General features: G+C 60.5%; 26 protein-coding genes, 1 pseudogene and 1 riboswitch. Of the genes and pseudogenes, 9 read left to right on the forward strand and 18 right to left on the reverse strand.

Translation table 11 applies throughout. The features are described 5' to 3' along the window. On the forward strand, positions 1–1,110 hold a 1,110-nt coding region (locus tag GHO25_RS14585; protein ID WP_153391082.1), incomplete at its 5' end, for an efflux transporter outer membrane subunit. A 75-nt stretch (positions 1,111–1,185) separates the two neighbouring features. On the opposite strand, the gene GHO25_RS14590 is transcribed toward GHO25_RS14585, so the two are convergent. The 9 genes and pseudogenes from GHO25_RS14590 to GHO25_RS14630 form a co-directional block, all read right to left on the reverse strand. Continuing rightward, positions 1,186–1,923, reverse strand: coding sequence for a CbtA family protein (locus GHO25_RS14590; RefSeq protein WP_082148739.1), 738 nt, complete (start codon positions 1,921–1,923; stop codon positions 1,186–1,188). 15 nt (positions 1,924–1,938) lie between these two features. Further along, a complete protein-coding gene (locus tag GHO25_RS14595) occupies positions 1,939–2,151 on the reverse strand; it encodes a CbtB-domain containing protein (RefSeq protein WP_048370696.1) in 213 nt (70 codons plus the stop codon). A gap of 27 nt (positions 2,152–2,178) precedes the next feature. After that, positions 2,179–2,286: riboswitch (cobalamin riboswitch) on the reverse strand. Between the two features lie 149 nt (positions 2,287–2,435). Further along, positions 2,436–3,752, reverse strand: a complete 1,317-nt coding sequence (locus GHO25_RS14600; RefSeq protein ID WP_153391083.1) for an MFS transporter — start codon at positions 3,750–3,752, stop codon at positions 2,436–2,438. Positions 3,753–3,801: 49 nt separating this feature from the next. Continuing rightward, a complete protein-coding gene (locus GHO25_RS14605) occupies positions 3,802–5,028 on the reverse strand; it encodes a sugar MFS transporter (RefSeq protein WP_153391084.1) in 1,227 nt (408 codons plus the stop codon). A gap of 154 nt (positions 5,029–5,182) precedes the next feature. Then, positions 5,183–5,958, reverse strand: a pseudogene (locus tag GHO25_RS14610) (SDR family oxidoreductase). Then, positions 5,955–6,818, reverse strand: a complete 864-nt coding sequence (locus GHO25_RS14615) for an amidohydrolase (protein WP_153391085.1) — start codon at positions 6,816–6,818, stop codon at positions 5,955–5,957. The pseudogene GHO25_RS14610 and the gene GHO25_RS14615 overlap by 4 nt, the downstream one beginning before the upstream one ends. A 32-nt stretch (positions 6,819–6,850) precedes the next feature. After that, positions 6,851–8,128, reverse strand: a complete 1,278-nt coding sequence (locus tag GHO25_RS14620; protein WP_048370685.1) for an L-fuconate dehydratase — start codon at positions 8,126–8,128, stop codon at positions 6,851–6,853. Positions 8,129–8,141: 13 nt separating this feature from the next. Then, positions 8,142–8,990, reverse strand: coding sequence for a fumarylacetoacetate hydrolase family protein (locus GHO25_RS14625; protein WP_153391086.1), 849 nt, complete (start codon positions 8,988–8,990; stop codon positions 8,142–8,144). 153 nt (positions 8,991–9,143) lie between these two features. Then, complete coding sequence (locus GHO25_RS14630) at positions 9,144–9,884, reverse strand: SDR family oxidoreductase (RefSeq protein ID WP_153391087.1); 741 nt, start codon at positions 9,882–9,884, stop codon at positions 9,144–9,146. 268 nt (positions 9,885–10,152) lie between these two features. Here GHO25_RS14630 and GHO25_RS14635 point away from each other — a divergent pair, with 268 nt between their 5' ends. Then, a complete protein-coding gene (locus tag GHO25_RS14635) occupies positions 10,153–10,914 on the forward strand; it encodes a FadR/GntR family transcriptional regulator (RefSeq protein ID WP_048389530.1) in 762 nt (253 codons plus the stop codon). On the opposite strand, the gene GHO25_RS14640 is transcribed toward GHO25_RS14635, so the two are convergent. After that, a complete protein-coding gene (locus GHO25_RS14640) occupies positions 10,908–11,174 on the reverse strand; it encodes a hypothetical protein (RefSeq protein ID WP_153330121.1) in 267 nt (88 codons plus the stop codon). The genes GHO25_RS14635 and GHO25_RS14640 overlap by 7 nt on opposite strands. Before the next feature lie 272 nt (positions 11,175–11,446). Between GHO25_RS14640 and GHO25_RS14645 the strand changes: the two genes are divergently transcribed. After that, the gene (locus GHO25_RS14645; RefSeq protein WP_153391088.1) at positions 11,447–12,778 is read left to right on the forward strand and encodes an MFS transporter; all 1,332 of its coding nucleotides are present in this window, start codon (positions 11,447–11,449) and stop codon (positions 12,776–12,778) included. A 63-nt stretch (positions 12,779–12,841) separates the two neighbouring features. On the opposite strand, the gene GHO25_RS14650 is transcribed toward GHO25_RS14645, so the two are convergent. The 4 genes from GHO25_RS14650 to flgA all read right to left on the reverse strand — a co-directional run bounded on the left by GHO25_RS14650 (position 12,842) and on the right by flgA (position 15,426). Then, positions 12,842–13,534, reverse strand: coding sequence for a flagellar brake protein (locus GHO25_RS14650; protein WP_153330132.1), 693 nt, complete (start codon positions 13,532–13,534; stop codon positions 12,842–12,844). Positions 13,535–13,668: 134 nt separating this feature from the next. Then, positions 13,669–14,136 carry a flagella synthesis protein FlgN gene (locus tag GHO25_RS14655; protein WP_048370672.1) on the reverse strand — a complete coding sequence of 156 codons (468 nt, stop codon included), beginning with the start codon at positions 14,134–14,136 and terminating at the stop codon, positions 13,669–13,671. Between the two features lie 49 nt (positions 14,137–14,185). Beyond that, on the reverse strand, positions 14,186–14,515 hold the full coding sequence (gene flgM / locus GHO25_RS14660; protein WP_153391089.1) for a flagellar biosynthesis anti-sigma factor FlgM: 330 nt from the start codon (positions 14,513–14,515) through the stop codon (positions 14,186–14,188). 140 nt (positions 14,516–14,655) lie between these two features. Continuing rightward, a complete protein-coding gene (gene flgA, locus GHO25_RS14665) occupies positions 14,656–15,426 on the reverse strand; it encodes a flagellar basal body P-ring formation chaperone FlgA (protein ID WP_173430610.1) in 771 nt (256 codons plus the stop codon). 75 nt (positions 15,427–15,501) lie between these two features. On the opposite strand from flgA, the gene GHO25_RS14670 reads away from it, so the two are divergent. The 6 genes from GHO25_RS14670 (at position 15,502) to flgE (ending at position 20,519) form a co-directional block, all read left to right on the forward strand. Beyond that, a complete protein-coding gene (locus tag GHO25_RS14670) occupies positions 15,502–16,434 on the forward strand; it encodes a chemotaxis protein CheV (protein ID WP_153391090.1) in 933 nt (310 codons plus the stop codon). Positions 16,435–16,479: 45 nt separating this feature from the next. After that, positions 16,480–17,307: a protein-glutamate O-methyltransferase CheR gene (gene cheR / locus GHO25_RS14675; RefSeq protein WP_153330123.1), complete on the forward strand. Its 828-nt coding sequence runs from the start codon at positions 16,480–16,482 to the stop codon at positions 17,305–17,307. Between the two features lie 277 nt (positions 17,308–17,584). Then, the gene (gene flgB, locus GHO25_RS14680; protein ID WP_048370664.1) at positions 17,585–17,992 is read left to right on the forward strand and encodes a flagellar basal body rod protein FlgB; all 408 of its coding nucleotides are present in this window, start codon (positions 17,585–17,587) and stop codon (positions 17,990–17,992) included. Between the two features lie 3 nt (positions 17,993–17,995). Continuing rightward, on the forward strand, positions 17,996–18,439 hold the full coding sequence (flgC, locus tag GHO25_RS14685) for a flagellar basal body rod protein FlgC (protein ID WP_048370663.1): 444 nt from the start codon (positions 17,996–17,998) through the stop codon (positions 18,437–18,439). 15 nt (positions 18,440–18,454) lie between these two features. After that, on the forward strand, positions 18,455–19,180 hold the full coding sequence (gene flgD / locus GHO25_RS14690) for a flagellar hook assembly protein FlgD (RefSeq protein WP_153391091.1): 726 nt from the start codon (positions 18,455–18,457) through the stop codon (positions 19,178–19,180). Between the two features lie 10 nt (positions 19,181–19,190). Further along, positions 19,191–20,519: a flagellar hook protein FlgE gene (gene flgE, locus GHO25_RS14695; RefSeq protein ID WP_048370659.1), complete on the forward strand. Its 1,329-nt coding sequence runs from the start codon at positions 19,191–19,193 to the stop codon at positions 20,517–20,519. 72 nt (positions 20,520–20,591) lie between these two features. Here flgE and GHO25_RS14700 read toward each other — a convergent pair whose 3' ends face one another. The 4 genes from GHO25_RS14700 to codB form a co-directional block, all read right to left on the reverse strand. Further along, positions 20,592–21,617, reverse strand: a complete 1,026-nt coding sequence (locus tag GHO25_RS14700; RefSeq protein ID WP_153391092.1) for a hypothetical protein — start codon at positions 21,615–21,617, stop codon at positions 20,592–20,594. A gap of 127 nt (positions 21,618–21,744) precedes the next feature. Then, positions 21,745–22,986, reverse strand: coding sequence for a cytosine deaminase (gene codA / locus GHO25_RS14705; RefSeq protein WP_153391093.1), 1,242 nt, complete (start codon positions 22,984–22,986; stop codon positions 21,745–21,747). Beyond that, the gene (locus GHO25_RS14710) at positions 22,983–24,206 is read right to left on the reverse strand and encodes a PucR family transcriptional regulator (protein WP_048370655.1); all 1,224 of its coding nucleotides are present in this window, start codon (positions 24,204–24,206) and stop codon (positions 22,983–22,985) included. Before GHO25_RS14710 ends, codA begins: the two co-directional genes overlap by 4 nt. Beyond that, a complete protein-coding gene (gene codB, locus GHO25_RS14715) occupies positions 24,203–25,453 on the reverse strand; it encodes a cytosine permease (protein WP_048370653.1) in 1,251 nt (416 codons plus the stop codon). The genes GHO25_RS14710 and codB overlap by 4 nt, the downstream gene beginning before the upstream one ends. Between the last annotated feature and the right edge of the window lie 420 nt (positions 25,454–25,873).

The raw sequence follows: 25,873 nt of genomic DNA on the forward strand, positions 1-25,873 counted from the left end.
ACCCTGGGCGCCGGGCTTTCCGGCTCACGCGGGGTGGGCGGCAGCGGTTCCAGCAGCGGGGCGAGCAGCGCAGGCGGGGTTGAGAACTCGGTCAGCGCCACCCTGACCGCCAGTTGGGAGCCGGATTTATGGGGCCAGGTGCGACGCGGCATTGAGTCCAGCAGCGCCTCTGCGCAAGCCTCCGACGCCTTGTTAGCCGGGGTGCGTTTGTCCATCAGCGCCAGTGTGGCAAGCAATTACCTGGCCCTGCGCCAACAGGACATCGACATCGGGTTGTTGCAGCAACAGCAGCAGATCAACCAGCAATTACTCGACATGATCCAGGCCCAATATTCCCAGGGCACGGCGGCCAATGACCAACTGCTGCAAGCCCAGGACCAACTCAGCACCGTGGTGGCCGCGTTGCAGACCGCACAGCGCTCGCGCGAGCAATACGAACATGCCCTGGCGGTGCTGGTGGGCGAGGCGCCGTCGCAATTTAGTGTGGCGTCGGTGGCGCAGTACGCCTTTGCGGTGCCGCGCCCGCCGTTAAGCTTGCCCTCGGATTTGTTGCTGCGCCGCCCCGATGTGGTGGCCGCAGAGCGCACGGCAGCGGCGGCCAACGCCAAAATCGGCGTGGCTGACGCGGCGTTTTTCCCGACCCTGGACTTGACCGCTGAGGGCGGTTATCGCGCCAGTGCGCTGGGCAGCCTGTTCAGCGTGCCGAACCGCATCTGGACCCTGGGCCCGGCATTGGCCGCGACCCTGTTTGACGGCGGCGCCCGCGAAGCGGCAGTGCAACAGGCGCAAGCCAGCTACGACCAGGACGCGGCGACCTACCGGGGCACCGTGTTGTCGGCCTTGCAGAACGTCGAAGACAACCTGTCGGCGATCAACCACCTGCACGTGCAGGCGGACACCTACCAGCAGATCTACACGCGCAATCAGCAACTGTTCGGCAGCCAGCAGGCGCAGTTAAAAGCCGGCACCGTCAGCCAGCAGAACGTCCTGACCCAACAATTGATCTTGTTGCAGACCGAGCAGAACCTGCGCGACACCCAGGGGCAATTGAGCCAGGGCAGCGTGGAGTTGATCCAGAGTTTGGGCGGGGGGTGGGCAATAACCCCGTAGGAGCTGCCGCAGGCTGCGATCTTATGATCTTTTAAAAGATCGCAGCCGTCGTTCCTCGGCAGCTCCTACAGGGCTTTACGCTTTGTAAGGCTTGTTGGGCAGCAGCAAACGTTCGGCGACGACGCCGAAGATCAGGCCCAGTGCGGTCCACAGTACCGCTTGAATGCCCAGCGAGGCGACGCGAAATTTCCACAGCAGCAGGGCCGAGAAACCGTCCGGTGCTTCATTGAACGTCGGGAACAAAAAGCCTGCTATCGAGACAATCACCAGGTACAGCACCACGCCCTTGATCACGCCGTTCCACAGACCAGAGCTGGCGATGAATTTACGGCCTGCACTGACGGCAATGATCGCGGCGGCCAGCGACACCAGCAGCATCAGGAAGAACAACTGCGTGCGCTTGCCGATGGTGTCCGGGTTGCCCACCGCGGGCGGGTTGGCCGGATACACCAGCCCCGGCACCAGATACAGCACCACAAAGGCGGCCAGCGCCAGCAGTGCGGCCAGGCCACGCGGGCCGACGTTACCGACACGGCCCAGTGAGTACGCAAACACCAGGGCAAAAATGCCGCCCAGCGACACGCTGTACACCAGCACTCCGGTCAACAGACCGAAGGTGCTTTGCACTTCGCGGCTGACCAGCTCGGGTTCTTCTTCCTCGGCGTCACCGTGGGAGTGGGAATGGGACATGCCTTCTTCGAAGGCGATAGCGCGATCAATCTCGGGTTCGCCGAACACCTTGGCAAAGCTGAAGGCCAGCAGGCCGGCCAACAGACCGACAAGCATGCCCCTGACGAGTAAACGACCAGTCATGTGAAACCCCTCGGATCAGTGGCAGGGAAAGCCCAGCAGGTGGCGACCGTCGTGTACGAACTCGTGCACGTACATGCCCTTGAAGACGGCGGTGGCGCCTTGTTCAGCGCCGACGAAATAAATCGCCAGCAACAGCAACAGGCCCCCGAAAATCGCCCACGGCAATACATCGCGCAGGGGAATGGCAGGAATGGAGAGGTCAGAGTGAGTAGCAGCGTTAGAAACCATGATTACCTCTGGGATTACGCGTCCCGGCAAGAGTGCAAAGGCAAAGGAAGATCTGGCTCTCGGCAAGGTGCCGACTACAGTGGCGCGACCGCGTCGGATTCGGACCGACTTCTTTCCTTCGTAACATACTGAAACAACGCTGGCAGTGTACGCGCTTGGCCCGGGAAAAAACCATGACTCATCGTTGACGGGTAATAACGACTGTAGGAGCTGTCGAGGCACGAAGGCTGCGATCTTTTAAGGTCAAAAGATCGCAGCCTTCGGCAGCTCCGCGGAGGATGGTGTTATGGCGCCGTTGCCGCCCGCGCCGCGCCGACTTTTTGATTCGGCGTGCCCGCCGCTCTGGCCGAGCGCAACAACATCAATGTACCCAGCAACGCCATGGCCGCGAGGAAGTACATGCCGGCATGGGTGCTGTCGAATTGCTGTTCGGCCCAGGTTTTAACCGTGGGTGCCAGGAAGCCGCCGAGGTTGCCCAGGGCGCCGATTACGGCGATCCCGCTGGCCGCGGCGGCGCCACTCAGAAAGCGCGTCGGCAAGGTCCAGAACAGCGGTTGCACGGTGATAAAACCGGCGGCCGCCAGGCAGAACGCGAGGATGACCAGCGGCAGGCTGGCGCTCAAGGTCGAACCGACCATGCCGACCGCAGCCAGGGCCAGCATCAGCGCGGCAAAGCGGGTTTGCAGGCCTTTTCGGTCGGCGTAGCGGGTGACCGCGTAGAGCACGATCACGGTGGCGATCCACGGGATGGACGTCAGCAGGCCGACTTCCAGGCCGATGCCGGTGCCGAGCAGTTCGGCGATGCGCGTCGGCAGGTAAAACAACACGCCGTACACGCTGACCTGGATGGTGAAGTAGATCAGGGTGAAGTACAGCACCGTCGGGTTGATCAAGGCCGAGCGCCAGGACGACGGCCCCGTATCAGCCTTGAGCAGGTGTTCTTTTTCCAGCTCGTGCTCGACCGCGGCTTTTTCTTGCTCGGTCAGCCATTTGGCCGTACGCGGTTTGTCGGTGAGGTAGAACAGCGCAAACACGCCGATGACCGAGGCGGCGAGGCCTTCGGTGACGAACATCCATTGCCAGCCGGTCAGGCCAAATTGCGCGCTTTCCAGCAGCCAGCCCGACACCGGGCCGCCGACCATCAGCGACACCGGTACGCCGAAGTAGTAAATGCCATAGGCGGCGCCGCGCTTGTTCTGCGGGAACCAGTAGGTCAGGTACAGCACCACGCCCGGCGACAGTCCCGCTTCGGCCACGCCGAGCAAAAAGCGCAGGATGTAGAAGCTGGTTTCGTTGTGGGCAAACATCATGGCGGCCGACACCAGCCCCCAGGTGATCATGATCCGGCTCAGCCAAATGCGTGCGCCGACTTTGTGCAGCATCAGGTTGCTGGGCACTTCAAACACGGCGTAGCCGATAAAGAAAATGCCCGCGCCCAAGGCAAACGCGGCGTTGCTCAGACCGGTGTCTGCCTGCAGGGCATGTTTGGCAAAGCCAATGTTGGAACGGTCAATGATCGCCATCGCGAACATCAAGGCGACAAAGGGCAGAATGCGCCAGCGAATCTTGCTGAGCGCCTGATTCAACACAGGATTGGACATGGGTGGCTCCGATTATTTTTTTTGTGGAGTTCAACAACAGGGACAGCGATTAACGGGCTCTCAAGGCGGAGCGGGCATAGGCCGCAACGATGACAAAACAGCCCATTGGCAACAGATACGCCACGGCGGTGGAGGAGTGGTCGGCGATCAGGCCCATCACGTAGGGCAGCAGGGCCCCGCCGACAATGGCCATGATCATGAACGAGCTGCCGCGCTTGGTATGCGCGCCGAGGTTTTTCACGCCCATGGCAAACAGGGTCGGGAACATGATCGACATAAAGAAGAAGGTCGCTACTAACGCTACCACCGACACGCCTTCAACCCCCAGCACCACCACCGCGCACAGCGCCACGTTGATCAGTGCGTAAATCATTAACAGGCGCTGGGCATTGACGCGGCCCATCAGCCAGGTGCTGAAGAAGCGCCCAAACATGAAACTGAGCATGGCCACCGAAAGCAGATACGCCGCTTGCTGGCTGCCCATCTGCGCCCAGTGCTCGGTGACGTAGTTGATAAAAAACGCCCCGACGCCGACTTGCGCGCCGACGTAAAAAAACTGGGTGATAACCCCGGTGACAAACTCGCGGTGTTGCCACAGGCCTTTATCACTCAGTTGCTGGGCCTGAACTTCTTGTTCGCGCAGGTCCGGCAGCGGGGTGCGGGCGATCAGTACGGCGACCAGCAGCACCAGCGAGGCAATCACCAGATAGGTCATTTGCAGCGACTGGGTGGTGTCAGTGCTGTTGGCACCACTGAAGAACAGCGCACCGCCGATCAAGGGGCCAAAAAACTGCCCGAGGCCATTGAATGACTGCGCCAGGTTCAAGCGCCGCTCAGCCCCATCCGGTGAGCCCAGCACCGTGGCATACGGGTTGGCAGCGGTTTCGAGGCAGCCCAGGCCGCAGGCAATCACAAACAGCGCGAACAAAAAGAACTGAAAGCTTTGCGCGGCCGCGGCGGGCATGAACAGCAGGGCGCCGCAGGCATACAGGCACAGGCCGAGCAGAATGCCCGCCTTGTAGCCGTACTTGTCCATCAAGAACCCGGCGGGCAGGGCGATCAGAAAATAGGCGCCGAAGTACGCGCTTTGCAGCAAGCCGGACTGGGCCTTGCTGACGTGCAGAGTTTCCTGGAAGTGCTTGTTGAGCACATCCAGCAAGCCATACGACAACCCCCAGAGAAAGAACAGGCAGGTCACCAGAATCAGTGCCCAGCGGTAAGACGTCACCGCCTTGGTAAAGGGCGGCGCGGCGACGTTCGAGTGCTTGAGTGACATGACGCATCTCCTTCTTATTGTTGTGAGCGACTTGCATGGATCAATTCTTGTGGGAGCGGGCTTGCTCGCGATGGCATCTGTGCGGTGTATCAGGCAGCGCGCGTCGCCTGTATCGCGAGCAAGCCCGCTCCCACAGGGTCAGTGCATGGGTGGCTCATGTCAGTGCCCGGTCCAGGTGGGTGTAGCCGCCGTCGACCACCAGCCATTGCCCGGTGGTGTGGGAGGCGGGGGGGATAACAGGAACAGCACGCTGTCGGCGATTTCTTCTGAAGTAGTCATGCGCTGGCCGAGGGGGATTTTCTCGACGATGCTCGCCAGCTTGGCCTGCGGGTCGTCGAAGCTGTTGATCCAGCGCTCGTACAGCGGGGTCATGACTTCGGCGGGGATGACCGCGTTAACCCGCACGCCATCGGCCAGCAACGAGGTGGCCCACTCGCGGGTCAGCGACAGTTGCGCGCCTTTGGCGGCGGTGTAGCCGCTGGTGCCGCCCTGGCCGGTGAGGGCGGTTTTGGAGCTGATATTGACGATGGAGCCACGGCTGGCCTTGAGCGCGTCGACGCACAGGTGGGTCATGAGGTAGTAGTGGATGAGGTTTTTTTCCAGCGACTCGACAAAGGCCGAGCGCCCGGCGTCCAGGCCCACGCTGTCATTGACGCCGGCATTGTTGACCAGCCCGTCGATGCGCCCGAAGCGTTGCAGCACGCTGGCGACGGCGGCGCGGCAGGCGTCTTCGTCGCGCAGTTCGACCTGCACAAACAGGCTTTGTGCGCCGCGTTGATCCAGTTGCCGGGCGAGTTCATCCGACAGCGGGCTGTGGCCGAAAATCACCGGGATCGCGCCTTCATCGGCCAGCCCCAGGGAAATCGCGGCACCAATGCCGGAGCCGCCGCCGGTGACGATAAAGACCTTGTCTTGCAGATGCAGATTCATCGTGTCACTCCTTCAAGCCCGTAGACGGCGCAGGCGTTGGCGCCCCAAATCGCCGCTTGTTCGGCGGCGCTCAGGTGCTGCAATACGCTGTCGACCAGGGTGTGGGTGGTGCGGTAGTCGCTGGCCAGCAGGCACACCGGCCAGTCGGAACCGAACATCAAGCGTTCAGGGCCAAACAGGTGCAGCGCGGTGTCCAGGTACGGGGTCAGTTGTTCGGGCTGCCAGTGTTGCCAATCGGCCTCGGTCGCCAGCCCCGACAATTTGCAACTGACATGCGCCAATGCGGCCAGCGGCGCCAGTTGCTCGGCCCATTGGCGCAGGTTATTGGCCTGCACGTTTGGCTTGGCGAGGTGGTCGAGCACCAGGTGATGCTGGTCATGGCGCTGGCACAGCTGCGTTGCGGCGCTCAGGTCGCAGGCCTTGATCAGCACTTCATAGACCTTGCCCTGGCGCTGTAACGTCGCCAGGCCACGGTTGAAATCGGCCCGTTGCATGAACTCGGCAGGCGCGGGTTCGTCTTGCAACTGATGACGAAACCCGCGCAGCACCGAGGCCTGCGCCCAGCGTTCCAGCGAGTGTTCAAGGTCGGCGGCGCACAGGTCGACCCAGCCCACCACGGCGCGAATCCACGGGTATTGCCCGGCCAGCTTCAACAGCCAGTCGGTCTCGCTTTCGCAGGCGCGGGCTTGCACGGCAATGCAGCCGTCGAGCCCTGCCTGATCGAGCAAGGGGCGCAGGTCGTCGGGCATAAAGTCGCGGCGCAGGCCGGGCATGTCGTGGCTGATCCACGGGTAACCGGCTGCGTCATACCGCCAGAAGTGCTGATGCGCATCCAGGCGTGGTGGCTGTGTGGACGACATTGTTGTTGTACTCCGTCCCTTCAAACGCTGGTTTAGCCCCGGTAGCGGTACTGCTCGCGGGAGGCGGCTTTCATCTGGATCGAGAAGCCCGGCGCCTGTGGCGGCATGTAGGCGGCGTCGCGGATCACGCAGGGGTCTTCGAAGTGTTCGTGCAGGTGGTCAACAAACTCCACCACGCGGCCTTCATGGGTGGCGGCGATGCACAGGTAGTCGATCATCGACAGGTGCTGCACGTACTCGCACAAGCCCACGCCACCGGCATGCGGGCAGACCGGCAAGTTGTATTTGGCGGCCATGAGCATGACGGCCAGCACTTCGTTGACCCCGCCCAGGCGGCAGGCGTCGATCTGCACCACGTCGATCGCTTCGCGCATGATCAGTTGCTTGAAGACGATGCGGTTCTGGCACATTTCGCCGGTGGCGACCTTGACCGGGCTGACGCCCAGGCGGATTTTGCGGTGGCCTTCGACGTCGTCCGGGCTGGTCGGTTCTTCGATAAACCACGGCTGGGCGAACGACAGCTCACGTACCCAGTCAATGGCCGCGTCGACTTCCCAGACCTGGTTGGCGTCGATCATCAGCTTGCGGTCCGGACCGATCACTTCGCGGGCAATGCGCACGCGGCGGATATCGTCTTGCAGGTCGTGGCCGACTTTTAATTTGATGTGCGAGAAGCCCGCGTCGACGGCTTCCTGGCACAAGCGACGGAGCTTCTCGTCGGCGTAGCCCAGCCAGCCGGCCGAGGTGGTGTAGCACGGATAACCTTTAGCTTCGAGCAGGGCCAAACGCTCGGCTTTGCCGTGGGCGCGCTCGCGCAGCAGGGTCAGGGCTTCGTCGGGGGTGATGCAGTCGGTGATGTAACGAAAATCTATGCAGCGCACCAGTTGCTCGGGGCTCATGTCGGCCACCAGACGCCACACCGGCTTGCCTTCGGCCTTGGCCCAGAGGTCCCAGGCAGCGTTGACCACCGCGCCGGTGGCCAAGTGGATGGCGCCCTTGTCCGGGCCAATCCAGCGCAGCTGGCTGTCGCTGGTCACGTAGCGCCAGAAGCGGCCCATGTCTTCGGCGATCCACTCAAGCTTGAGGCCGACCATCAGGCCTGCCAGGGCCTTGATCGAGGCGCAGCAGATCTCGTTGCCACGGCCGATGGTAAAGGTCAGGCCGTGGCCTTCGAGGTTCGGGGTGTCGGTTTCGAGGATGACGTAGGCCGCGGAGTAATCCGGGTCCGGGTTCATCGCATCCGAGCCGTCCAGCGATTGCGAAGTGGGGAAGCGAATGTCTTCAACCCGTACAGCAGTAATGGTAGTCATGGCGTTCTCCGGCTTATTCGGCGTCGACGGTGCGTTGGTTTTGTTCACCCAGGCCGCTGATGCCCAGGCGGATGTGTTGGCCCGCACGCAGGTACACAGGGTCTGGTTTGATGCCCAGGCCGACGCCGGGCGGGGTGCCGGTAGAGATCACGTCGCCGGGTTGCAAGCTCATGAACTGGCTGAGGTAGCTGACGATTTTAGGGATCTGGAAAATCATCGTGCGCGTGTTGCCGTTCTGGTAGCGCTGGCCGTCGACTTCCAGCCACAGGTCGAGCTGGTGCGGGTCGGCGATTTCATCACGGGTCACCAACCATGGGCCGAGCGGGCCGAAGGTGTCGCAGCCTTTGCCTTTGTCCCAGGTGCCGCCCAGTTCCAGCTGGAACTCGCGCTCGGACACATCGTTGATCACGCAATAGCCGGCCACGTGTTCCAGCGCGTCGCTTTCGCTGATGTAGCGGCCGCCCTTGCCGATGACCACACCCAGCTCGACCTCCCAGTCGGTCTTGCGGGAGTTACGCGGGATTTCGACGTTGTCGTTCGGGCCGACAATGGCGCTGGTCCACTTGTTGAACACCACCGGCTCAGCCGGGATGGCCGCACCGGTTTCAGCGGCGTGGTCGGCGTAGTTGAGGCCGATGCAGATGAACTTGCCGACCTGGCCGACGCAGGCGCCGATCCGTGGCGAGCCTTGGACGAGCGGCAGGGTGGCCGGGTCGATGTCTTGCAGGCGGGCAATGCTTTGCGGGCTGAGGGCCTCGCCTGCGATATCCGTGACCACTGCGGACAAGTCACGCAGATCACCGTTGTTATCGAGCAGAGCGGGACGTTCCTGGCCTTTTTCGCCGTAGCGCAGCAGTTTCATAAAGAGTCCTTTGTTTTCATTAAAAGAGTGCACAAATGTCCTGTAGTCGCTGCCGCAGGCTGCGATCGAGCCCGAAGGGGCCGCGCTTTTAAAAGCGAAGGTCCTGCGGCCCTTATCGCAGCCTTCGGCAGCGACTACCTGAATTGGGCGGGATCAGTTGCTCCAGCCGCCATCAATGATTTGTGCGGTGCCGGTGGTGAAGCCGCTGGCGCTTGAGCCCAGGTACAGGGCCAATTGGGCGATTTCTTCGGCGGTGCCGATGCGGCCCATGGGTTGGCGCGCGGCGAAAGCGGCGTATACCTCGTCCACGCTGCGGCCTTCGCGTTCGGCTTGCTCGCGGATGCGCTGGCGCAGGGAAGGGGAGTCAACGGTGCCGGGGCAGATGGCGTTGCAGCGGATGTTCTGGCTAACAAAGTCTGCCGCCACCGAGCGGGTCAGGCCAATCACCGCGCCTTTGCTGGCGCAGTAAGCAAAGCGGTTTGGCACGCCTTTGACGCTGGAGGCCACCGAGGCCATGTTGATGATCGAGCCGCCGCCGTTGCTCAGCATGCCCGGCAAAAAGGCGCGGATCATGCGGTACATGGCGGTGACGTTGAGGTCGAGGGCGAAGTTCCAGTCTTTTTCGCTGCACTCCAGGATGTTGCCGCTGTGTACCACGCCTGCGCAGTTGAACAGCACATCCAGCGGGCCAAGCTCGTTGGCCAGGCGCTCAATGGCGGCGGCATCGGTGACGTCCAGAACAATTTTGTGAGCGCCTGTAAGAGCGTCGAGGGCGCCAGCATTGATGTCGGCGGCGAAGACTTCGGCGCCAGCGGCGAGGTATGCCTGGACACTGGCGTGGCCAATGCCTTGGGCTGCGGCCGTGATCAGCACGCGTTTGCCGGAAAGATCCATGGGTACTCCGTAACGATGTGATTGTTTTTATTGTTGGCCTGAACCCTTCGCCATTGTGCCTTTTGGACTAATGGTCAGGCCATTGTGGGCGTAGCAACTGGCAAAACGACGCAGCGTCGGGATACGTTTTTAGCTATGATCGCTGTACGTTATCCATCCAATGGTCAGGCCATTGAACCTTTTTTAGCATGCACCTCACGCTTCAACAAGTGACTTTTTTTTCAAAAAGCGCTCGCGAGCCGTTGCACAGACCAGAGCCAATTTCACGATGCCATTCCAAGTTATTGATAACCAAAGACTTTATCGGCAGATCGCCGATCAGTTGCGGGCCTTGATCGACAGCGGTGAATTCCCGCCGGGCAGTCGGCTACCCGCCGAACGCGAATTGGCCAAGTTATTGGGCGTGAGCCGGGCGTCGGTGCGCGAAGCAATGATTGCCCTGGAAGTGATCGGCCTGGTGGATGTGCGCGTCGGCAATGGTGTGTTGGTGTGTGAGCCGCCGGTGCAGGCGGTGTCCAATGAGCCGGTGATGGCCCAGGCCACCCGTGACCAATGGCGCGAGCTGGACCCGGAGTTGGGCATTGCCGTGGATTTCAGCGCCGAGATCCCGCCGTTCGCCTTGCTCCAGGCGCGGCGCTTGATCGAGCCTGAAGCGGCGGCGCTGGCGGCCGTGAACGCCAGCGATGAAGAACTCGCCGGGATCCGCGAAGCGTTTGAGCGCAATGTGCAAGACAACCGCGAGGGTTCGCACACGCACCCCGGCGACCGCTTGTTTCATATCCGCATTGCCCAGGCGTCGGACAACCCGGCCTACGCATTGATGATTCAGCACTTGCTGGGGCACAGCTACGGCAGCATGTTCCAGCGCCTGCAAAGCCACTACACCTCAGATGACATGCCGCACCGCTCGGAGGACGAGCACCGGCGCGTGCTTCAGGCACTGGAGCAACATGACCCGGATGCGGCGCGTCAGGCCATGGCTGAGCATCTGGATGAAGTGATCCGCATCTTTAGCCGCAACGCTCAGTAAGGCTCAACTTCCAGCCAGGACTCGGTGACGCGGCGGTCGAGCTCTTCAAAATCGGCCATGCCGATCACGCGGGTGGTGTTGAGGCCGCGCAGGTAGCCTTTAAGCTCATGGGCCATGGCATGCAACTTCTCGGCGTCGGCAGGTTCAGCATGCAACGCGTGTTCGTACAAGGTCAGGTAGTCGTCTACACGGTCGCGGTACTCAGGCAGTACCGCTTCACGGATCAGGTCGAAGGTTCGCAATTTTTGATTTTTATTCAAGTGGCACCCTTTGTCGGTTGAGGGGCTGCTGTTTTGGTAGATCGCGCCTTGAATGTATCTCACGTCCGGGGGTGGTATCCAGAGGTGGGTAACGGGGAGGTGCTGGAGGGTTTGAGAAACGGGTTGCGCTGCAACCCTTCTTAGCCTGCGGCAGCGACTACTTGTTTTTTTGAAGGTGTACTGCGTATTTTGGTGGCTTGGGCTTAGTCGTTCAGGTCGCCACTGCCTGTTTGAATCCATGGACCATGCACAAGGAGCCGTACGGAAAGCCAATGCGCCAAATCTGGAAGTCGTTTCGAGCGTTGTATTTTGCCTCGCTGATGATGTTGATCGGCTCAGGTTTGTTGAGCACCTACCTGGCGTTGCGCCTGGCTGCCGATGACGTCGACGGCTTATGGGTCGGTGCCTTGATGGCGGCCAACTATTTTGGTCTGGTGCTGGGCGGCAAGCTTGGGCACCGGCTGATTGCCCGCGTGGGGCATATCCGGGCGTACGCCACCTGTGCCGGGATCGTCGGTGCGGCGGTGTTGTGTCACGGTTTGACCGACTGGCTGCCGATCTGGCTGCTGCTGCGTCTGATCGTCGGCCTGGGCATGATGTGCCAGTACATGGTCATCGAGAGCTGGCTTAACGAGCAGGCCGACGCCAAACAGCGCGGCGTGGTGTTCAGCCTGTACATGATCGCCTCGTACCTGGGGCTGGTGCTCGGGCAGCTGATTCTGGTGGTTCACCCGCAACTGGGCCTTGAACTGCTGATGCTCGTAGCCATGTGTTTTGCCTTGTGTCTGGTGCCGGTGGCCATGACCCGTCGCATCCACCCGGCGCCGTTGCGGCCCGCGCCCATGGACCCTAAATTCTTTATCAAGCGGGTGCCGCAATCGCTGATCGCAGTGATGGGCGCAGGCCTGTTGATTGGTGCGTTCTACGGTTTGGCGCCGCTTTACGCCTCGCAGCAAGGGTTGTCTACCGAGCTGGTCGGTTGGTACATGGGCTGCTGTATTTTTGCCGGGTTGCTGGCGCAATGGCCGCTGGGCTGGTTGTCGGACCGCTATGACCGGCCACTGCTGATTCGCGTGTTTGCGCTGTTGCTGTGTGCGGCGGCGTTGCCGCTGGCGATCTTCCCGCAGGTGCCTGTCGAGGTGCTGTTCGTGGCGGGGTTCTTGAGCGCATTGCTGCAGTTTTGCATTTACCCGCTGGCCGTGGCCTTCGCCAACGACCACATCGAAAGCGAGCGCCGGGTGTCGCTGACCGCGATGCTTCTGGTCACCTACGGCATTGGCGCCAGCGTCGGCCCGCTGGTAGCCGGGGTGCTGATGAAAGTGCTCGGCAGCCATATGTTGTATGCGTTTTTCAGCTTCACCAGCTTGATTCTGGTGTGGCGCATTCGCCCGAACGCGGTCACCAATTTGCACCAGGTCGACGACGCACCGCTGCAACACGTTGCCATGCCTGACAGCATGTCCACCTCGCCCTTGGCCGCAGCACTTGACCCACGGGTCGATGAGCAGGTGGTGCAGGAGCAAATGGTCGAAGGGGTCGAGCCTGAAATTGAGCCAGAAATAGCCCCGGAATTCGGCGGCCCCGAGGCTGACCCCAAACTGTAGGAGCGAGCTTGCCTCGCGATCTTTTAAACATCAAAAGATCGCGAGCAAGATCAGGCCGGGCACTCAGTAAAAATCGTCATCCTTGTCGAACCGGCGGGCATCGCGCTGCAACTGGTAAACAAAACGCTCGACCTGGCGCTGAACTGCACCGCTGATGTTGTGAAAGCGCATGCCGGCAAAGGTGATGTTCAGGCGCTCTTCGAAGTACAGGTGGCGCAACTCGACCGGGGTAGTCATGTGGCCGAAGGGCAGGGCGGCGCTGAAGCGCTCGTACACCTGGCCCAGCTGGATGAGCTCGCTGATATCACCCTCAAAACGCAATTTGCAGCCGGTGGCTGACACGTCCAGCAATTTGCCCTTGATCGCTTTGCCGAGCTTGTCGCCCGCCACGTTGACGTCCACCAGGTGCGCCAGTTTCAGGGCGGCGCGGAACGCATTGCGGCGCTGGTGGTAGATCACTTCTTTGGGCAACGCGCCGTGATAGCAACGGTGCGGGCCGCTGTCGTCGATGCTCAGCGGGGTGTTGCATTCCCAGGCAATGCGCACGCCGTCGTGGAAACCTTCGACCCGAAAAGGAATGCCCGCCGCCAGAAAACGCTCGCCGTCCCGTGGGACCATTTCGTCCAGGGTCATAAGCTGGTTGTCACGGTCCACATCCACCATGTAGCTCTGAAAACGTTGGGTACGGTCGTTGAAGGTGATGATCAGCGGGTCATGGCTCTCTTGTAGCATCCGCAAATTTGAGGCGATCTCCATCGGCGTCGTCAGCACCTTGGGCGGTTGCGGAGCATCTTGGGCATCTAGCACGGGTCGTCAATCTCCAGACAAAAAACGGCAACACGCAAAAAAGGGCATTCTGCCATCATGCTGCGGGTGTAGATAGTGCAGGCTCAGGCCTGGCTGTAAGCGCGGTGTTTGTTGAGGAGCGAGGTGGTGCCGCGCGCGTCATACAGCGAGGGCGTTTCGCCGCCGTGGAGGATGCGCAGTTGGTTGGCGGTGATCGCCTGTTGGGTCTGGATCGACTGGCCGTTCGCCTGGTTGGCGGCGTGGCACTGAGCCAGCAACTGGTTCAGCAACTCGCTTTGGCTGAGCAATTGATCGCCCACGCTTGAGTGGCTGGCAAGGCTTTCGAGGCCGCTGCGATTGGTCGGCAAGCCGAGGCTGGCAAGGATTTCGCTGCGTTTGCGGCCATGCTGCTCAAGCAAGATAACCAATGAATGCTTGCGCGCCAGAATGTTTTCCAGCAGCACCATGTCGCGCCCCTTGAGGGCGACAGACTCGTCCTGCAACAGGCCCAGCAGTTGCTCGGCAGGTGCCAGGTCGTCATTGATCAGTTGCAGCAGATTCTCGTCGTGCATGTCGGGCTCTAGGAATTAGGCGTCCAAAAGCCTGGCACCGGCCCTGGGCCTAGCGCTCGGCTTCGATATTCAGCAGTTTGCTGGCGACCTTGTTGCTGTCGACGGTGTAACTGCCCTCGGCAATGGCTTGTTTCAACGCGGCCACACGTTCTTTGTTGACCACTGGCTGATCACGCAGCGAATCGCTGACTTTCTGCAGCTGTTGAGCTTGCGGGCTCAGGTGCACAGATTCACCGCTCGCGGCTTCGGAGCCGGTGTTTTCAGCGGTTTTGGCTGCAGGGGCCGCTTGCGTGGCGCTGCCTGCTTCCTGGTTGGCGTTGCTGCGCGTGCTGCCGGGCAGGGGTGGGGCGCTGTTGAGACGACTAAAGTCGATAACCATAACGAAAAACCTCTGGGTATTTGGACGCTTGCCTTGTTTTCGGCCAAACCCGAGAAAACTTTAGGCCCGATTAATCATAGCTTCACACAACGCTGTACTGATCTGCGTCAACGCCGGCTGAGAGAAACACGCCAAACGCTCTACAACGCGACTTCAACCTGACCAGGCGCCGTCACGCGGGCCTTGATGATCCGGTTTGAATTCAGGTTTTTAACCCGGATCTGCTCGCTGAGGCCGCCATCGGACAGCGCTTCGCCGGGCATTTTGACACTTAATGTGCCACTGCGGGCACTGATAATCACGTGGTCACCCTTGCGCACCGTCGCGGCCTGCTCCAGATGCGTGAGTGTCAGCACCTGGTCGGAGACCACCGGGCGCAGCAGTTTTTGCCCCACCGCCAACTCCACGGCGGTGAGATACCCCTGGCTGATCAGGCCGACATCGCGCTCGCGCAAGGTCACATCACCATAGTCGATAATCGCCCCGCGCTTGAGTGGATGCGTGACCGTGACCACATCTCGGAATAACTTGACCTGTGCCGGTACAAAGATGGTCCACGGCGAGCTACCTTCACAGCGTACCCTGACCGTCACGCGGCCCATGGGCTGGGCAGGGCTTTCGAGGGTGGCTGTCAAATCCTTGTCGCAATGCGCCAGGCGCACGCGCGGGTCCAGTTGATTGACCTGGATCTCGTAGCGGCCCTCAATTTGCCCCGTGGCCAAATAGTCTTCGACGGTGAACTCAAGAAACCCTTGGGTCACGCCGATAAGCTGGTCAGAAGAGGTAAATGTGTCGGCACCGGCAGGTGTGCCTACACTCAGCAGGCACCCGGCCGCGAGCAGGCGCAGTGCGCAGCGACGCAAGGGCTGAAAGCGTGATCGGTGGCAGGTTTTTGTCGTTTTCGGCTTCATGGCGGATAAATAGCAAAGCCCGTGCCGTTTACCGGGCAGCGTGTCGCAACTTAACGATTTTTAAAGGAGCTGAGTATGGCTGGGGTGATGGATGCGGTTAACCAGCGCACTCAACTGGTCGGGCAAAACCGCCTGGAGCTGTTGCTGTTTCGTCTGGGTGGGCCGCAGCTCTACGGGATCAATGTGTTCAAAGTCCGCGAGGTGCTGCAATGCCCCAAGCTGACCGTGATGCCCAAATCCCACCCGGTGGTGTGCGGCGTGGCCAGCATTCGCGGCGCAACCATCCCGATTCTCGATCTGGCGATGGCCACCGGTGCGGGGGCTCTGAGAGACCACAGCAATCCGTTTGTGATCATCACCGAATACAACACCAAGACTCAGGGGTTTTTGGTGGGTGCGGTGGAACGCATCGTCAACATGAACTGGGAGGCCATACATCCGCCACCCAAGGGCACCGGGCGTGACCATTATTTGACAGCTGTGACTCAACTGGACCATCAGTTAGTCGAAATCATCGACGTTGAAAAAGTGCTGGCTGAAGTGTCGCCCTCACCGGAAACCATCTCTCACGGTGTGGTGGACGTTGAGACCCAGGAAAAAGCTCTGTCGTTGCGGGTGCTGACCGTGGATGATTCGTCGGTGGCGCGCAAACAGGTTGCCCGTTGCCTGCAATCGGTCGGGGTTGAGGTGGTTTCACTCAATGACGGGCGCCAGGCGCTGGAGTACCTGCGCGCGATGATCGAGCAAGGCAAAGACCCGGCGCACGAGTTTTTAATGATGATTTCGGACATCGAGATGCCCGAAATGGACGGCTACACCCTGACCGCCGAGATCCGTAACGATCCGCGGATGAAAGACTTGCACATCATTCTGCATACGTCGTTGTCCGGTGTTTTCAATCAGGCGATGGTCAAGAAAGTCGGCGCGGATGACTTTTTGGCCAAGTTCCGCCCTGATGACCTGGCATCCCGGGTTGTCGACCGGATCAAGGCAGCAGATCACAGCTAGGGGCGATGCCCATGGCGATCAATAGGTTTTTAGAGGCACGATCACTTGTCGACGGCTAATTTGGATTTTGAACAATTCCGGGTCTTCCTGGAAAAAGCCTGTGGCATTTTGCTCGGTGAAAACAAGCAATACCTGGTCTCCAGCCGTCTTAACAAACTGATGGAGCAGCAGGGGATCAAAACCCTGGGCGAGCTGATTCAGCGCATTCAGAGCCAGCCACGCAGCGGCTTGCGCGAGCAGGTGGTCGATGCCATGACCACCAACGAAACCCTGTGGTTTCGCGACACCTATCCCTTTGAAGTGCTGAAAAACAAAGTCCTGCCCGAGCTGATCAAGGCCCATCCGGGCCAGCGCCTGCGCATCTGGTCGGCGGCATGCTCGTCGGGGCAGGAGCCGTACTCGCTGTCGATGGCGATTGATGAGTTCGAGCGCAGCAACCTGGGGCAATTGAAAGCGGGTGTGCAAATCGTCGCCACCGAACTGTCCAGTTCGATGCTCAACATCTGCAAAAGCGGTGAATACGACAGCCTGGCCATCGGCCGCGGCTTGTCGCAAGAGCGTTTGCAGCGTTACTTCGAGCCCAAAGGCCCGGGCCGCTGGGTGATCAAGGCGCCGATCAAAAGTCGTGTCGAGTTCCGCCCCTTCAACCTGCTGGACAGCTACGCCGGGTTCGGCAAATTCGACGTCGTGTTCTGCCGCAACGTATTGATCTACTTTTCGGCTGAAGTGAAAAAAGACATCCTGCTGCGCATCCACAGCACCCTGAAACCGGGCGGTTACCTGTTTTTAGGTGCCTCCGAAGCGCTGAACGGCTTGCCTGATCACTACCAGATGGTCCAGTGCAGCCCTGGGATCATCTACCAGGCGAAATAAACGCTGCCCCTGTAGGAGCGAGCTTGCCTCGCGATCTTTTGATCTTTTAAAAGATCGCGAGGCAAGCTCGCTCCTACAGGGTGTTGTGCCGTTCTCTGGACGGCAGAAAAGCGGCAGGCAGCGGAAATCCGTTGCCGCTTTTGGGCCGTTGCCGCTTTCCATCCCCCCCGCAAACCCTTGAAACACGGCCCTGCGCAAACTGGCACGGGGTTTGCTGTGTTCATGTCATGCAATGCCTGAAGTACACGCTCAGGCCAGTCCACACAGGTTTCCCGACATGAGCATCAGCTTCGATAAAGCGCTCGGTATCCATGAGCAAGCCCTGGGCTTTCGCGCCAAGCGCGCGGAAGTGCTGGCGAACAACATCGCCAACGCCGACACCCCGAACTACAAGGCTCGGGATCTGGATTTCGCGTCTGTGCTCGCCGCACAAAACGATAAAAACCAGAACGGCACCTTTGCCTTGAACATGACCAACAGCCGTCATATCGAAGCGCAAGGCCTGAGCAGTGGCGATGAATCGCTGCAGTACCGCACGCCGATGCAGCCTTCCATCGACCAGAACACCGTGGACGCTCAGCTCGAACAGTCGAACTACGCCGAAAACGCGGTCAACTTTCAGGCCAGCTTTACGCTGCTCAACAGCAAATTCAAAGGGCTGATGTCGGCCCTGCGTGGAGAGTAAGTCATGTCCCTAGCCAGTGTTTTCAACATTGCCGGCAGCGGCATGAGCGCTCAGACCACCCGCCTGAACACCGTCGCCAGTAACATCGCCAACGCCGAAACCGTGTCGTCGAGCATCGATCAGACCTACCGCGCCCGGCACCCGGTGTTCGCCACCATGTTCCAGGGCGCGCAGGGCGGTAACGGCGACTCGCTGTTCAACAATCAGGACGCTGCCGGTCAGGGCGTGCAGGTGTTGGGCGTGGTCGAAGACCAGAGCGAGTTGCAAGCACGTTATGAACCCAACCATCCGGCTGCCGACGCCAAAGGGTACGTGTACTACCCCAACGTCAACGTGGTTGAAGAAATGGCCGACATGATTTCTGCCAGCCGTTCGTTCCAGACCAACGCTGAAATGATGAACACCGCCAAAACCATGATGCAGAAGGTCCTGACCCTCGGTCAGTGATAAGGGGCGACACTCATGAGCGTGACCGATAGCACCAGTGGTTTGACCCTCAATCAGATCCTCGCCAACTCTGCCCGGACCACCACCACCGACACCAGCGTGGGCGCGGCATCCCGGGCGGTAACCGGCAACCAGTCGCTGGGCAAGGACGCGTTCTTGCAACTGCTGGTAACCCAACTGAAAAACCAGAACCCGCTCGACCCGCAGGACAACACCGCGTTCGTCGCGCAGTTGGCGCAGTTCAGCAGCCTGGAAGGCATCACCACCCTCAACGATACCGTGACCTCGTTGTCGGGCGGCTTGCAGTCTTCGCAAGCGTTGCAAGCGTCGTCGCTGGTGGGTCGCTCGGTGATCGTGCAAACCGGCGAAGCCTATGTCGACCCGTCGAGCGGCAAACCGTTCAGCGGCACCGTGGTGGTCAAAGACGCCGACTCGCGGCCGACCATCACCATCAAGGATGCCGACGGCGAAGTGGTCAGAACCATCGACATGGGTGTGCAGAAGGCCGGCAATGTCGACTTCACCTGGGACGGCAAAGACGCCAACGGCGAGCTGCTGGAGAAGGGCTCTTACACCTTCAGCGCCTCGACCAAAACCGACGCCGGTACAACGGCGTTGACCACCTACCTGCCAGCCACGGTTAACAGCGTGACCCTGAGCAAGACCGGTGGCGAAATCATGCTCAACCTCGCCGGGCTGGGCAGCATTGGTATATCAAAAGTCCAGACGATAGGCCTTTAAGGAGAGACATATGTCATTCAATATCGGCCTTAGCGGCCTGTATGCAGCCAACAAACAACTCGACGTGACCGGCAACAACATTGCCAACGTTGCCACCACGGGCTTCAAGTCTTCGCGTGCCGAATTCGCGGACGTGTACTCGGCCAGCAAGCTGGGCGTGGGCAGCAAGACCATCGGCAGCGGCGTCAACCTGGCCAACGTGTCGCAAAACTTTGGCCAGGGTGCGGTCAACAACACCGGCAACCTGCTGGACATGGGCATTGAAGGCAGCGGCTTCTTCGTGCTGAGCGACAACGGCGCCCTGAGCTACACCCGGGCCGGTACGTTCAAGGCTGACAAAGACGGCTACGTGACCAATACCAATGGCACGGCGCGCCTGCAAGGTTATGGCGTGGACGCTAACGGCGTGATCAACACCAGCGTGTTGACCGACCTGCGCATCGACACCTCGAACCTGGCGCCTAAAGCCAGCAGCAAAGTGGACTCGACGATCAACCTGAACTCCACGTCGGACGTGATCAACCAGACCACCACGCCGTTCGACCCGAATGAGACGTCGTCCTACAGCAAAAAATTCAGCACCACCATTTACGATACCCAGGGCAACCCGCACCCGATGGATCAGTACATGGTCAAGACCGGTTCCAACACCTGGAACACCTACACCCTGATTGACGGCCGCAACCCCGATGGCAGCGTGGCCACCGGCGAAAACGCCAAAGCGCCCGTGCCCTCGACTATGAGCTTTGATTCCAGCGGCGGCTTGGTCAGTGTGACCACGCCTAATCCGGTGGCCGGTGGGGACCCGATCGTCAGCAGCACGCTGACCATCAGTAACTGGATGCCGGGCGCGACCGTGAACGGTGCGTGGGTGTCCAATGGCGCGGGGGCCAACGAGAAGGGGATTGCCATCAACATGGCCAATACCACTCAGTACAATACCGACACCGCCCGCAACCCGCCTACCCAGGACGGCTACGCGACCGGCCACATCAACAACCTGACCATTGATGGTTCGGGCGTGATGTTCGCCAACTTCAGCAACAACCAGAGCCGTGCCATTGGCCAGATCTCCTTGGCTAGTTTTACCAACGAGCAGGGCTTGCAACCGGTAGGCGGCACCGCCTGGAAAGAAACCTACGCCTCGGGACAGGCCGGTTTTGACGTGCCGAAAACCGGCACGTTGGGCGCCATTGCCTCTAACTCGCTGGAAGACTCCAACGTCAACCTGACCAACGAGCTGGTCGACTTGATCAAGGCGCAGAGCAACTACCAGGCCAACGCCAAAACCATCTCGACCCAAAGCACCATCATGCAGACCATCATCCAGATGACCTGATAACCGCCGAACCTGTAGGAGCGAGCTTGCCTCGCGATCTTTTAAAAGATCAAAAGATCGCGAGGCAAGGTTTTAGTTAAGCAACGCCCTGAACTCGGCCTGCTGCGCCGGGGCGATGCAGATCTTGATCAAATGCTCGATTTGCCGGGCGGTTGCGTGCTTTTGCTGCAGCAACTCAATCGCCCTGACCCACAGGGCTTTGCGGCAATAAGGCTGCAGATACTCCGCCGTGGCCACTTTTTGCCCCTGAATCATCAATTTGGCCGCAGGCCTGAACGCTTTGTTGACAGCGATCAGGCGCGGTTGCGCCTTGACCTTGGCAAGCAAGGACGGCTTGGGGAAGTGCACCGGCACCGAGGCTGCCAGGGTCGGCAGGTCGGCGTGGTAGCGTTCACCGTGATGCTCGAAGAACCCTTGGTTCATCGTGTGGTGATAGCGTTTTTTGGAGTAGTAGTGGTGGATGCAGTCATTGGCGGTCACCACGTTAGTGCCGGCCATGGCAAAGGACACGGCGATCTGCTCGATGGTGTGCAGCTTGGCGTAATGCCCGTTCCATTCATCGATCAGCGCGATGGCCTTGTCCAGCAGCCCGGCATTGGCGCGGGTCATGCCGCAAATCCCGCTGTTGTACAGCTTGAGGCTGTCGGCAGGGGCTTTGCCGTTGGCGATCAGTTCATCTGAAAACGCCACGTAATCGGCGCGCAACTTGGCTTCGGCCCACTCCCATTCAAATTCATCCATTAAGTACTGCTGATCGCTGACGCGTTCAAACAGCAGGGCCGGGTCTTTGAAGAACACCGTGTCGGTGTCGACGAAGATGGTCTTGTCCGCGAGTTTGGCCCCGGCGGCGATGGCGCAGGCTTTGCGGCGATGGGTGTAACCGTAGGCGCCTTTCCACTGCGTGAGTAGCTCGGTGCTCAGGGCGATGACCGTGACGGGCCAGCCTTCAAAGGTCTGGGGCTCATCGGTCATTAACGTGATGGTGAAACTGTCGGGCGTGCGTCGTTCGCGCAGGGCCGACAGGATGCTGAGTTTGGCTTCTTGGCGGTAAACGGCATTACCACCGTACAGCAGGTACAACAGGTGGGAGGAATCCATACATCCATGCTTTTAAGTGTGCGTTAGCCCAAGGTCGGGTTGTCCAGCGGTGCACATTATGCCGTAAACGTGCAGGGCTCGATAACCCGCCAGCCGCTGCCCCGAGGCGGCGGCTGGCGGGGCTTGATCACGCGCCGATCAGCTCAACGCGCTCAGGAACGCGGTTCATCAGCACCTTACCGGCGCGGATCGAGACGCGAGCCTTGGCCTGGCGGCGCAACACTTCGTAATCATTTTCTGCGTCGAGGATCACCAGATTGGCCGGACGGCCGACGGCAATGCCATAGCCTTCGCCCAGGTTGAGGGTGCGCGCGCTGTTGTCGGTGACCAGGTCCAGGCAGCGCTTGAGGTCTTCAAAGCCCATCATGTGGCAGATGTGCAAACCGGCATCCAGCACGCGCAGGATGTTGCCGTTGCCCAGCGGGTACCACGGGTCTTTGATCGAGTCCTGGCCCAGGCAGACGTTCATGCCGGCGCGGTCCAGTTCGGCCACGCGGGTCACGCCGCGGCGTTTGGGGAAGGTGTCGAAACGGCCCTGCAAGTGGATGCTTTCGGTCGGGCACGAGACAAAGTTGATGCCCGAGGCCTTGAGCAGGCGAAACAGCTTGGAGCAGTAAGCGTTGTCGTAAGAACCCATGGCGGTGGTGTGGCTGGCCGTGACCCGGCTGCCCATGCCGCGCACGCGAGCTTCTTCGGCCAGCACTTCGAGAAAGCGCGAGTGCGGGTCGTCGGTTTCGTCACAGTGCACGTCCACCAGGCAACCGGTGCGCTCGGCCAGGTCCATCAAAAACTTGATCGAGCTGACGCCCTGGTCGCGGGTGTTTTCAAAGTGCGGAATCCCGCCCACCACGTCTGCGCCCATCTCCACGGCGCGGGTCATCAGTTCGCGGCCATTGGCGTACGACTCGATCCCTTCCTGGGGGAAGGCCACGATTTGCAGGTCGATCAGGTGGCGCGCTTCTTCACGCACTTCGAGCATGGCCTTGAGCGCTGCGAGTGTCGGGTCGGTGACGTCGACGTGGGTGCGCACGTGCTGAATGCCGTTTTCGGCCAGCATGCGAATGGTGGTGTGGGCGCGCTGCTTGGTGTCTTCGTGGGTGATGGTTTCTTTGCGCTGGGCCCAACGCTCGATGCCTTCGAACAGCGTACCGCTGAGGTTCCATTCGGGTTGGCCGGCGGTGAGCGCTGCATCCAGATGGATATGCGGCTCAACCAGCGGTGCGATCACCAATTGGCCTTGAGCGTCGATATCGCCGGGTTGTGCCGCGACGCTGCCGGTTTGCAGGGTGATGGCGCTGATGCGCTCGCCTTCACAGCTGACCGTGTACAGGCCTGTTGTTTTGCGCAAGGTGGCGTTGATGATGTTCATGGTCGGTCCTGTCGTTGGGCTTCGGTCATGCGCCATACCAGCAGGGCGACCGAAGCGTTCATTCTAAAAAGTGGATCATCGAGCGATTGCCCGCTGAGCTGCTCGATACGTTGAATCCGTTGGTTCAGGGTGTTGCGGTGGATGCTTAAACGCTGCGCGGCCTTGAGGGCGTTGCCGTTTTCCTGGAGCAGGGCGTCCAGGGTGTCGATCAAACTGTTGGGCTGTTTGCGGCGGCTTTCGATCATCCGCCCGAGGGTTTGCTTGACGAACAGGTCGATCACCGAGCGATCGCCAATGGCCTGCAGCAAGCGCAGCACACCCAGTTCGTTGAAGTCGCACAGGCCGGTGGCCGGGCGCAGGTTCTCGGCAACGTCCAGCGCCTGACGGGCCTGATTGAGGGCTTGAGGGTAGTGCTCACAGGCGTCGACCTTGCTTGCCAGCCCCATAAACAGCGCCAGGTCGCCGATCACCGGTTGCAACTGCTGAGAGAGGCGGGCCAGGTCGGCGCGAACGTTGTCGTGGTCTGCCAGCAGCAAGATAAACAGATCGCCTTGCACCACCACTGGCAGCGCATCCGGCAGGGCACGGCTCCAGGCGTCGAGGTGGTCCTGGACTGCCTGACGAATCAGTTGCAGCAAGCGCTCGGCTTCATCCGGGGCGTGGTTGTCAAACAGCGTTGCAACCGCCGACAGGCGCAGCGCTACCAGGCGTCGCGGGCTGTCCAGCGGCAGCTTTAAATGCGCGGCACGTTGGCGGGCGGTGGCAAGGCTTGGGTAATCGCCGCTGAGCAATTGCGCCAGAATGTCATGGCGCGAGCGCTTGGCCTGGGCCATTTGCACAAGCGCCGTGCCGATCAGGTGCGTGACGATGACCATCTTCAGCAGGTACGGCTGCTCTATCAGCGGCAAGCCATAGTGCTCGGCCAGTTCCACGACGGCCTGGGGGATGCGCCGGATAAACGCCTCGCCGGTCAGAATCACCAGCCCGGCGATGCCGCTGGCATCACCTTCGTGCACCAGGCGCAGCAGGTTGGCTTCGTCGCGGGGGTGGTTAATCCCGGTGACAAACACCAACTCGCCGCCCATCACCCACTCGCCAATGCCTTCGTTCTCGGCCACGTACGACCAGCGCACGGTGCGATGCAGGTTGCGGGCTCCTGCCCGAATGGCCATTTCTTCAAGGCCGGGCAGCGCCAGAATTTCTTCAACGGTGAGGCTCAAACCGCCTCCTGCGTGCGGTGTTTGCCGATCTCAAGCAGCACCACGTAGCACAGGGCCGAAGCGGCAATGCCTACCAGCGGCGCGATCCAGGGCGATGAGTAGGCCAGCACGGCGCCCACGGCATACGATACCAGGCCCCGCAGGTTGTAGCGTGGCAGGCTGACCGAGGCCAGTTGCGGGTACTTGCCGTGATGGCGATACCAGAAGTCGGCCATGATCACGCCGCCGATGGGCGGGATCACCGAGCCGAGCAGCACCAGAAACGGAATCAGCATTTCATACATGCCGCCGATGGCCAGCACCACGCCGATGGCGGCGGCAATCAGGGTCATGGTGCGGCGACGTTCAGTGCGCACCAAGTGGCAGGCAGCGGCCGACACGTTGTAAATGGTCGGGCCCTGAATGGTCCACAAATTCAGGCACAGCATAATCACCGCGGCGAATGACAAGCCTTGCAGCATCATCACTTCAACGATATCGGCCTGTTGGTAAACGATGGCGCACCAGGCACCGGCGACCACCATCAGGCCGTTGCCGAGCAGAAAGCTGACCACGCTGGCGATGACTGCAACCCGCCCGGTACGCGACAGGCGCGTCCAGTTGGTGGCTTGCGTCGCGCCGCTGGCGAAGGTGCCGAAGACCATGGTGATCGCGGCCGAGAAGGTCATGGTTTCATGCGGGATCACCGCTGCCAGCGCCTTGAAACCGCCGACGTGCTGGGTGGCGAGGGCCATCGAGACAATCATCAGCACCAGCATCAACGGCACTGAAATGCGCGACAGCACATCCAGCCCTTTAAAGCCGATGATGGCGGTAATGCTGAAGCCAAAGCCAAACACGATCATCAGCGGGACGGTAAAGCCTTCGGCCAGGCCGAGCATTTTGACCAGCACAATCGCCACCGTCGCCGCGCCCCAGGCGTACCAGCCCAGTTCGGCGAACCCCAAGATAAAGTCCGAAAGACGGCTACCGGCCTCGCCAAAGCAAAAGCGCCCCATCAACACCGTATTCAGCCCGCTGCGCGATGCGATCAGCGCCAGCGCGGCGGCATACAGGGCTAGCAAACCATTGCCGATAGCGGCAATCCACAGCATGTCGACAAAATTGAACGCCATGCCCAACTTGCCGCCGGCGAACATGGTGCCGGTGAAAAAGGTAAAACTGAACAACACCATCGATATCGGTAGCAGGCCCTTGCGAGCAGTGCTGGGTGCTTCGCTCAACGCAAATTCACCGTGTGAACTCATGAGATTTTCTCCGCCTTTAGTGGGTTGGCCGTGGTCCGTGGCCTGGCTGGGCCAAAGCAATTACCGGGCCTATTTTACTAGGTGGCAACATGCTGAATAAAAGCGGGCAGAAGTAATAATGAAGGGTGTTCACTGTGCACATACCGAGTTGTATTTTTATAAGGATGGTGTGCATTTTGCTTTATTTTGAAGCGCGCGTGCACTGTTTTAGGCGGGGAGAAAGGTAACCCCTCGGTAGGAGCGAGCTTGCCTCGCGATCTTTTGATCTTTTTAAAAGATCGCGAGGCAAGCTCGCTCCTACAGAGGTGGCAGGGTCAAGTGGCTCACGATTTTCAGGGATGTTTCGCACAGGTTTGCCAATTGCCGGGCTAAGGGGGCGACGCCTATAGTCGTTGCTCGCCGTTTGGGCGACCGGGTTTG

The sequence above is a fragment of the Pseudomonas sp. FSL R10-1350 genome, from assembly GCF_009600525.1.
GTDB lineage: Bacteria > Pseudomonadota > Gammaproteobacteria > Pseudomonadales > Pseudomonadaceae > Aquipseudomonas > Aquipseudomonas helleri.

Bases quoted from the DNA above. Each gene is read 5' to 3' on its own strand.
- GHO25_RS14590 (WP_082148739.1), bottom strand. From the start codon at position 1,923: ATGACTGGTCGTTTACTCGTCAGGGGCATGCTTGTCGGTCTGTTGGCC.
- GHO25_RS14595 (WP_048370696.1), bottom strand. From the start codon at position 2,151: ATGGTTTCTAACGCTGCTACTCACTCTGACCTCTCCATTCCTGCCATT.
- GHO25_RS14600 (WP_153391083.1), bottom strand. From the start codon at position 3,752: ATGTCCAATCCTGTGTTGAATCAGGCGCTCAGCAAGATTCGCTGGCGC.
- GHO25_RS14605 (WP_153391084.1), bottom strand. From the start codon at position 5,028: ATGTCACTCAAGCACTCGAACGTCGCCGCGCCGCCCTTTACCAAGGCG.
- GHO25_RS14615 (WP_153391085.1), bottom strand. From the start codon at position 6,818: ATGTCGTCCACACAGCCACCACGCCTGGATGCGCATCAGCACTTCTGG.
- GHO25_RS14620 (WP_048370685.1), bottom strand. From the start codon at position 8,128: ATGACTACCATTACTGCTGTACGGGTTGAAGACATTCGCTTCCCCACT.
- GHO25_RS14625 (WP_153391086.1), bottom strand. From the start codon at position 8,990: ATGAAACTGCTGCGCTACGGCGAAAAAGGCCAGGAACGTCCCGCTCTG.
- GHO25_RS14630 (WP_153391087.1), bottom strand. From the start codon at position 9,884: ATGGATCTTTCCGGCAAACGCGTGCTGATCACGGCCGCAGCCCAAGGC.
- GHO25_RS14635 (WP_048389530.1), top strand. From the start codon at position 10,153: ATGCCATTCCAAGTTATTGATAACCAAAGACTTTATCGGCAGATCGCC.
- GHO25_RS14645 (WP_153391088.1), top strand. From the start codon at position 11,447: ATGCGCCAAATCTGGAAGTCGTTTCGAGCGTTGTATTTTGCCTCGCTG.
- GHO25_RS14650 (WP_153330132.1), bottom strand. From the start codon at position 13,534: ATGGAGATCGCCTCAAATTTGCGGATGCTACAAGAGAGCCATGACCCG.
- GHO25_RS14655 (WP_048370672.1), bottom strand. From the start codon at position 14,136: ATGCACGACGAGAATCTGCTGCAACTGATCAATGACGACCTGGCACCT.
- flgM (WP_153391089.1), bottom strand. From the start codon at position 14,515: ATGGTTATCGACTTTAGTCGTCTCAACAGCGCCCCACCCCTGCCCGGC.
- flgA (WP_173430610.1), bottom strand. From the start codon at position 15,426: ATGAAGCCGAAAACGACAAAAACCTGCCACCGATCACGCTTTCAGCCC.
- GHO25_RS14670 (WP_153391090.1), top strand. From the start codon at position 15,502: ATGGCTGGGGTGATGGATGCGGTTAACCAGCGCACTCAACTGGTCGGG.
- flgB (WP_048370664.1), top strand. From the start codon at position 17,585: ATGAGCATCAGCTTCGATAAAGCGCTCGGTATCCATGAGCAAGCCCTG.
- flgC (WP_048370663.1), top strand. From the start codon at position 17,996: ATGTCCCTAGCCAGTGTTTTCAACATTGCCGGCAGCGGCATGAGCGCT.
- flgD (WP_153391091.1), top strand. From the start codon at position 18,455: ATGAGCGTGACCGATAGCACCAGTGGTTTGACCCTCAATCAGATCCTC.
- flgE (WP_048370659.1), top strand. From the start codon at position 19,191: ATGTCATTCAATATCGGCCTTAGCGGCCTGTATGCAGCCAACAAACAA.
- GHO25_RS14700 (WP_153391092.1), bottom strand. From the start codon at position 21,617: ATGGATTCCTCCCACCTGTTGTACCTGCTGTACGGTGGTAATGCCGTT.
- codA (WP_153391093.1), bottom strand. From the start codon at position 22,986: ATGAACATCATCAACGCCACCTTGCGCAAAACAACAGGCCTGTACACG.
- codB (WP_048370653.1), bottom strand. From the start codon at position 25,453: ATGAGTTCACACGGTGAATTTGCGTTGAGCGAAGCACCCAGCACTGCT.